Annotated in this window: 9 protein-coding genes; 5 read left to right on the forward strand and 4 right to left on the reverse strand. The window is 50.3% G+C overall.

What is annotated here, in order from left to right; translation table 11 throughout:
* Positions 1-144: 144 nt before the first annotated feature.
* Positions 145-654 (reverse strand): hypothetical protein, encoded by a 510-nt coding sequence (locus tag TX85_RS20890; RefSeq protein WP_044481818.1) that lies wholly within the window; start codon positions 652-654, stop codon positions 145-147.
* A gap of 190 nt (positions 655-844) precedes the next feature.
* Here TX85_RS20890 and rfbG point away from each other — a divergent pair, with 190 nt between their 5' ends.
* From rfbG to TX85_RS20915, 5 genes are read left to right on the forward strand one after another with little or no spacing between them, the layout of a single operon-like run.
* Entirely contained in the window at positions 845-1,960 is a 1,116-nt protein-coding gene (rfbG, locus tag TX85_RS20895; protein WP_044481819.1) for a CDP-glucose 4,6-dehydratase, read from the forward strand.
* Positions 1,957-2,523 carry a dTDP-4-dehydrorhamnose 3,5-epimerase gene (rfbC, locus tag TX85_RS20900; RefSeq protein ID WP_044481820.1) on the forward strand — a complete coding sequence of 189 codons (567 nt, stop codon included), beginning with the start codon at positions 1,957-1,959 and terminating at the stop codon, positions 2,521-2,523. Before rfbG ends, rfbC begins: the two co-directional genes overlap by 4 nt.
* A 2-nt stretch (positions 2,524-2,525) precedes the next feature.
* On the forward strand, positions 2,526-3,293 hold the full coding sequence (locus TX85_RS20905) for a glycosyltransferase family 2 protein (protein ID WP_049895145.1): 768 nt from the start codon (positions 2,526-2,528) through the stop codon (positions 3,291-3,293).
* Positions 3,294-3,330: 37 nt separating this feature from the next.
* Positions 3,331-4,005 carry a GNAT family N-acetyltransferase gene (locus TX85_RS20910; RefSeq protein WP_044481821.1) on the forward strand — a complete coding sequence of 225 codons (675 nt, stop codon included), beginning with the start codon at positions 3,331-3,333 and terminating at the stop codon, positions 4,003-4,005.
* A 14-nt stretch (positions 4,006-4,019) separates the two neighbouring features.
* A complete protein-coding gene (locus tag TX85_RS20915; RefSeq protein WP_044481822.1) occupies positions 4,020-5,153 on the forward strand; it encodes a DegT/DnrJ/EryC1/StrS family aminotransferase in 1,134 nt (377 codons plus the stop codon).
* Between the two features lie 107 nt (positions 5,154-5,260).
* Here the strand turns inward: TX85_RS20915 and rfbF are convergent, their stop codons facing one another.
* The 3 genes from rfbF to TX85_RS27730 form a co-directional block, all read right to left on the reverse strand.
* A complete protein-coding gene (rfbF, locus tag TX85_RS20920) occupies positions 5,261-6,031 on the reverse strand; it encodes a glucose-1-phosphate cytidylyltransferase (protein WP_044481823.1) in 771 nt (256 codons plus the stop codon).
* A gap of 129 nt (positions 6,032-6,160) precedes the next feature.
* Positions 6,161-7,333 carry a CgeB family protein gene (locus TX85_RS20925; RefSeq protein ID WP_233500816.1) on the reverse strand — a complete coding sequence of 391 codons (1,173 nt, stop codon included), beginning with the start codon at positions 7,331-7,333 and terminating at the stop codon, positions 6,161-6,163.
* 26 nt (positions 7,334-7,359) lie between these two features.
* A partial coding sequence (locus TX85_RS27730; protein ID WP_044482144.1) for a glycosyltransferase family protein occupies positions 7,360-7,678 on the reverse strand: 319 nt, incomplete at its 5' end.

Here is a 7,678-nt window from a genome sequence, read left to right on the forward strand (position 1 = left end):
CGCGTAATGGCACGGCAAACGCACAGGTACAAGCCTTAATATTCGGGCGCATACCATGTTCATGAAACTTATAAGCTCCACAATCTAAAAAAAGGCTCTCTAAAGGCATATGCGCCTTTCGAGAGAGCCTCCTTCGTCAAACGATCATAAGCGAATCTGCGTCTGATTTCTCAGCAAAGTCTGCAAATTGCCAAGAAGCGCATTCCCATTCAGGTTGAAGGATCCTGCAACATTCGTAAGCACCGAATTTAGCTGATCGTAGAATGGACGAATCGAGGAAAGAGCCGTTTGCGGATTCACCTGCGGATCTCTGATCAGCTTATCAATGCTGTTCAGTTGAGCCACAAGATCATTCAAAATTTGCGGGCTGAATCCCGCTGCAGCCGGAACCGTGCCGGCTGCCTCTTCGCGTGCCGCTGACGCAAGCGCGGTTTGAAGTTCGCTTCTCTGCTCGTCATCCAGATTTAGCGCGGCCATTTGCTGCTGGAATTGAGCTATTGACGGCTCAGTGGCTCCACTGCCTTGGGCAGCATCTGTATTTGTTTGGAGTTCTCCTAGCACTCTAAACAATTTACCAAGCGGATGATTTTCGTCACCAACATATCCTTGCAACATGGTGGCAACCTGCTGCAGTCTAGTTTCCAATTCATTCATCCAATATCCCTCCCTTCTCGTGCTATTCTATGCCAAAAAGAATCTCGTGCTTGGATGAATACATATTTTTAAAAATTTAATAGTCCAGTAGTTTCTTGCCAGTTTCAGAGTCCTTATCCAAACCATATGATGCCTCTGAACGATCTGCTATCTTCATTCATTTAAATTATGGAAAGGAGGAGATGGTGAAATGGCGCTCGACAAGCCGGAGCCGTGCCCCGGCTTCTGGAAAGGAAAAAAGGTGTTTTTGACCGGTCATACAGGGTTTAAGGGGACATGGCTAAGCCTGTGGCTGCATTCGATGGGCGCACAGGTCACCGGCTATTCTCTTGAACCTGCCACCAAGCCCAGCATTTACGAGATTTGCCGAATGGATGAGATTATACCTTCTTATTATAATGATATCCGCTATCTTGCTTCCTTATCGGCAGCACTCTGCGAGACCAGCCCGGATATCGTTATTCATATGGCCGCCCAGCCCCTTGTCAGGGAGTCGTATCATGACCCGGTTACCACATTCGAAGTCAACATGATGGGAACCGTTCATTTATTAGAAGCGGTCAGGCAGGCCGTCAGTCACGGCTCAAGGATCTCGGCCGTCATTAATGTCACGACTGATAAATGTTACGACAACAGGGAATGGGCCTATGGATACCGCGAAACCGACGCTCTGGGCGGAGCCGATCCTTATTCCGGCAGCAAGGCCGGGTCTGAAATCATTACCGACAGCTACCGCCGCGCTTTCTTTCATCCCCCGGGTTCCGCTGATCCAATTGTCCCTGTCGCTACTGCAAGGGCCGGCAATGTAATAGGCGGTGGAGACTGGAGCAAAGACCGCCTGGTTCCGGACGGTATTCGGGCCATTCTGGAACAACGGCCAATCCTGCTGCGCAACCCGAAGGCGATTCGTCCTTGGCAGCATGTACTTGAGCCCTTATCCGGATATCTGCTACTGGCACAGCATCTAGCAACATCCAAAGCGATATTTGCCCAAGGGTGGAACTTCGGCCCTGACCACGCCAGCTCGGCTTCCGTCGAACAGCTTGCGGGTCTCCTATGCAAGGAGTGGGGAGAAGGCGCCTCCTTTGCCAGTGAGCTTAGCGCCGACCACCCCCATGAAGCCCGCTACCTCAGTCTGGACAGCTCCATGGCCAGACAGGAACTCGGCTGGCAGCCGCGCTGGGGCCTCGGCTCCGCCGTGACTCATACCGTTGAATGGTATAAAGCCTGGCATCGGCAGGAAGACATGCGGGCATTAAGCCTGCGGCAAATCAACGAATATATGAAGGGAGTACAGACAGGATGATCATTCAGCCTTGCAAATTGCAAGGGGTTTACGAAATCATCCTCCAACCTAAGCAAGATCATCGCGGACATTTTACCCGCATCTATGACCAAAAGATCTTTCAGGAACACGGGTTAACAGGGGAATGGATCCAGGAGAACCGGTCGTTCTCAGCGAAAAAGGGAACACTCCGCGGGCTGCATTTACAGCACGGAATCTATGCGGAGACAAAGCTGGTCCGGGCAGCCAGAGGAGGCATTTTCGATGTATTCGTCGATTTGCGGCCCGGCTCTCCCACCTACGGTCAGTGGGATTCCATTTTGCTGACGGAGAACAACCATCGAATGGTCTATATTGGAAAAGGCTTTGCCCATGGCTTCTGTACGCTTACGGATGATTGCGAGATCGTGTACAAGACCGACCAGCCTTACGCTCCCCAGCATGAAGGCGGCGTGATCTGGAACGACGAAAGCCTGCGTATCACCTGGCCCATTCTGAAACCGGTCATTTCGGAAAGGGACCTTTCCCTTCCTTCGCTTGATGAATTCAAACGGATTCAGCAGCAAAAAACAAAGGAGAGATGATGATGAACCCCTTGGTAAGTATATTGATCCCGACTCATAATCGCCCGGAATACTTTGAACAGGCTTTGGCTAGCGCATTGATGCAGACTTATCCCAATATCGAGATTGTCGTCGGCGATAACAGCACGAACAATTTGACAGAGCAAATCGTTGCGAAACACCGGTCACACCCTCGCGGCTCGGTGATTCGTTATTATCATCATTCCGGAAATATCGGCCCGATTGCCAACCAGCAGCAGCTCCTCAATCTCGCCAACGGCGAGTATATTAATTATCTGAATGATGATGATTTGTTTCATCCCCGCAAAATCGAAATTATGATGCGTCATATTCTCAGCCATACGAACGTCGTGCTCGTCACATCTCAAAGAAGAGTCATTGATAGTAAAGGAAAACGTATCTTTGTTCCCCCGATCGGAACGTTCAAGGTGCTTCGTCCCGTGGATACGGTCATTGACGGCGGGGTTTTAACGCGGGATATGCTTCAGGACAAAACCAACTACATCGGAGAACCGACTACGGCATTATTCCGCAGAAGAGACCTTACCGAACCATTCGGGGTACTCGCCGGGAAACAAGTGCTTTTTGCCGTCGATATGGCCTCCTGGTTCAGTCTCATGACCCGGGGCCATGCTATCTATCTCGTTCAGCCGTTAAGCTATCTGCGGTTCCATCCCGAACAACTCTCCCAAAGTAAATACGCACAAAAAATTGCCGAGTTGGACTATAAAGTGTTTGAAAGATTTGCAAAGCTTCGGGGCTTTATCTAAAACCTAGGCTACGTGAGAACAGAAGGGATCGTTCTGCATGAAAGAGATACTGCGAAGCTATAAACAAACACCAGCAAGCTCTATCGCTGCCCGCTGCATCCCGATTACCGCCAAGGGCGTTGTTCGAGGCAGATTAAGGCCGATCACAGGCGATACGCTCCAAAATCCGGCTGAAATCAAACTGATTGCCGAGTGGAGGGAGGCCTCCGCGGATTGGTTTACCACACGGTTTCCTTTGTCTGAAGCCGGAACCTCACGGTGGCTGGAGCAAGTGTGGCGCGCCGACGACCGGATTTTGTTCTTTGTGGAAGACGAGGAATGTACCCCCGTGGGCCAGGTAGGAATCCTGCATTATGATCCGCTCAAGAAACAGTGCGAATTCGATAACCTGCTTCGGGGACGGAAAGGAAAGTTCGGAAACATCATGATTTATGCTCTGATTACGCTTGGCATTTGGACCATCGAAGAGCTTGACGTTATGGAAGGCTTCATCCGCGTTGTCGCGGACAATTATCGGGCTATTCGTATGTATGAAAGTCTTGGAGCGGAAGAAATCGAAAGAACTTCGCTTATCCGGCTGGAGGAGAATGGCGTGACCCGCTGGGTTCCAGGACAGCCCGGATCAAGCCCCCCTCCCGAACGTGAGCTGGCCACGATGCGAATCAAAAGAGAAGTATTTCTGAAGCTTCATCAAAGCAACTTACCGACTTGAAAGGCGGGATGGATATGAAAGTCAGATTATTTAAACCTTCCGTCGGCAAAGAGGAGCTTGAAAGCATACAGGACTCGTTCAAAAGCGCATGGCTCGGCTTAGGGCCGAAAGTGACGGAATTCGAACAGCGGTGGAGTCAATATATCGGCTCTAAGGAGTCAGTGGGGGTGAATTCCTGCACAGCAGCACTCCATCTGGCTCTTGCCGCTTATCGGTTCCCCGAAGGAAAAAAAGTGCTGGTTCCCGCCTTAACGTTTGCTTCAACCGCAATGGCGGTCCTGTATAACCGGCTCATCCCCGTCTTTGTCGATGTAGATGAAACAACACTTGGAATCAGCCTCGAGGACCTCGATAGAAAATGCGACAAAGATTGCGTCGCCGTGATGCCGGTTCATTTCGGCGGTCACCCGGTGCCAATGGACGAACTAGTCGCATGGGCAAAATCGCGTGGTCTCAAGGTCATCGAAGATTGTGCCCACACCGCCGGCGGCAAATATAAAGGCAAGTCGCTGGGAACCTGGGGGGATATCGGCTGTTACAGTTTCGAAGAGAAAAAATGCATGACGACCGGCGACGGAGGCATGATCTCCTTTGATGACCCCGAGCTCCTGAATCCGCTCAGACATGTCCGCTGGATCGGCATCAACAAGGATACATGGGTGCGTTATGAACAGTCTGAAATGGGAAGCTCGGATACGAACGGCTGGTATTACGAAATCTCTGACATCGGCTATAAATACAATATGAATGATCTGATGGCCTCGATCGGTCTCGTTCAATTGCAAAAGCTTGACGCCATGAATCGGAGAAGAGAACGCATTATCGGGCAGTACTTGAACGCCATTAAGGACCTCGATTATATTCATCCAGCCATTCCCTACCATTTGCAGGACTCCTCTTATTGGGCATTTATCGTAAGGGTACAGGACAGGGAACGATTCATCGCCCACATGCAGGCTCGGGGCGTGTCGACAGGCGTCCATTATATGCCGCTTCCGATGCAGCCTTTGTTCATGAAGTTTGCTGGAGCAACGCCGGTGGCGGAGTCAATCTGGAAACAACTGGTCACCCTGCCGTTATTCCCTGATTTGACAGCAGAAGAAATCGAACACGTGAAGGAAAGCATCCGATCCTACGACGGCGAATAAATACAGCAAAGCGCGGATTCCTGAAGGGCATTATCCCTTGGAGCCCGCGCTTTTTCTTATGCATGCATACTTTCCTAAACTATATAGTTGAGCTATTGAAATGAAGGTTACCACACTTTCCAGGGAGCTTGCCTGGAGCTCCAAAGGGATTGCAGGTGGTTTTTATCCCGCAATGTGTCCATCGCATACCAGAAGCCATCATGCCTGTAAGCACGAAGCTGTCCTCCCGCAGCAAGATTGACGAGCGGTTCCTGTTCAAAGACCGTTGTATCGTCTGTCAGATAGTCAAAAACCTCCGGCTGCAATACAAAAAAGCCGCCGTTTACCCACTTGCCGTCCCCTTTCATTTTCTCGTTAAACCGGTTTACGGTTCCATCCTCCTCGATCGAGAGCGCGCCGAATCGGCCTGCAGGCTGGACGGCGGTTACCGTAGCGAGTCTCCCATGGGATTTGTGATACGCTTCCAGATCCTTAAGAGATACATCGCACAATCCGTCACCGTAAGTCAGCATAAAAGGTTCATCGCCAACATACGGCTGAATCCGTTTGATTCTCCCCCCAGTCATCGTTTCGCTGCCTGTGTCGATAAGCGTCACCTTCCAAGGTTCGACCTGTATATTGTGAAATTGAGAGCGCCCGCTGGGATATTCAAAAGTCACATTGGAATGATTACGAACATAGTTAGCAAAATATTCCTTAATCACTTCCCCCTTGTATCCGAGACAGATGATAAATTCGTTGTATCCGAAATAGCTATAAATTTTCATAATATGCCAAAGTATCGGTTTATCGCCGATCTGGACCATCGGCTTCGGCTTCGTTTGGGTCTCTTCGCTGATCCTGGTACCCAACCCTCCTGCAAGTATTACAACTTTCATGAGCATTCTCCATTCTATAAAGAGGTTTGGAAGAAGTATAAGATATTATATGTGTCTTCTAGCGCTTTGACAGGTACAGCTATAGTACGGGCATTATCATATATTCCTCTTTATAGATTGCAGGAGGGACTAACCGAAGATGACCGTCAAAAGTTCGTTTAACCTGTGGGTATAGGTATGCTCCTTTAATGTCCGGTCCAGCGCACGGATCACGATTTCACGGCGCTCCTTCTCATGGTTCAAATAGAAATCAATCTTCCCGAGCAGCTCCTCTTGTGAACTGAATGTCTCTATCTCTATGCCAGGCGTATAGAATCTTGCGATATCGCTGCGGGCATCCACGATTTGCAGGGTACCGCTGGCCGCAATTTCGAAGGTGCGGGGATTCGGGGATAGCGCCTCGATCATCGCGGTATTGTTATTTACCGAGATGTCGTTGAACGCCCGATGCAGGTTGATCGCAATTTTGCTGCTGCTATAGACTTCCGCCGTCTCCTGTGGACCCATCCATTTGTCCATCTCTACTCTGCCGGGGTATGCGCCGGGCTCGAACAACCGCTCCCACCAAAAACCGTTAATGTAAAGTCCGCGGTCCATCAACTCATTAAGGATTGGTCTGAAGAAGTCGACCCGATTCCAAAAGGCGCTGCCCACAAAGGATAAATTGCGTCGGTTAGCCGCACGATCGCGAAGCGGCCGATAATAACCTGTATAAGCCGCGAAAGGAAGGTAATGCACATTAGCGCAACCATTTTGCCGGTAAAAATCAACACAGTTCAGTTCCAGCGTAAAAATATAATCATAGTGCATCACGAGCCCTGAGGTAACATCCGTATAATAAGGGTCATCCGTCAGCCAGAGCGCAGTCCGGATCCCCATTCCACGGATTTCGTCGACTTGCTCAAGAGGCAAATTCCACCCATCCAGCGCCAATACAAGATCCGGTCTGATTTCGGCTGCCAGCTGGGCAACGGCCTGGGACGGACTTGCAACCGTGACATTGGCGACAAGCAAGCGAAGTGTCTCCTGAATTCCATCATCAACCGGCGCATAAGGATACTCCTTGCCTGATGTGATATACAGGACATGAATCTGCCTTAACGGAAACACGGGAGCCGGTCTGCTCGTTAAAACGTCCATTCTCCCGCGTAAATATCCTTCGTCAAATCCTTCCTGGAGACCAACGTTTCTGCCCAGTTGTCTTATCGATATCTCTTCAGGAACCAGCACTACCTCCTTTGGCTGTCTTGCTCTTCCACTCCTTCTTCTTACAATTTCTGTCTCACCATAAGGTTTCGCCAACATTTCCACTCTCCTTGGGGATTTCCTTATTTCATGATGGCAAGCATACGTGCGGCGCGGTCATTATAAGTGTGCCGCTCCCTCGTCGTCCAGAGCGATCTCCAGGCCATCTCGATGCGCTCCTGCTCATGCGTCAAATAATATTCGATTTTTTGCTTCAATTCCTCCGCCGAACCAAATGTCTCGATGTCATATCCCGGCCGGTAATACCGCTGAAGGTCCTCGCGAACATCTGTAATTTGCAGGGCGCCGCACGCGGCGATCTCATAGGTGCGGGGATTGATCGACAGACCGGGCAGATTGGCTGTGTTCGCGTTATCCTGGCCCGATTCCGTAGGGCGGTGC

Source organism: Paenibacillus antibioticophila (assembly GCF_000455265.1).
GTDB lineage: Bacteria > Bacillota > Bacilli > Paenibacillales > Paenibacillaceae > Fontibacillus > Fontibacillus antibioticophila.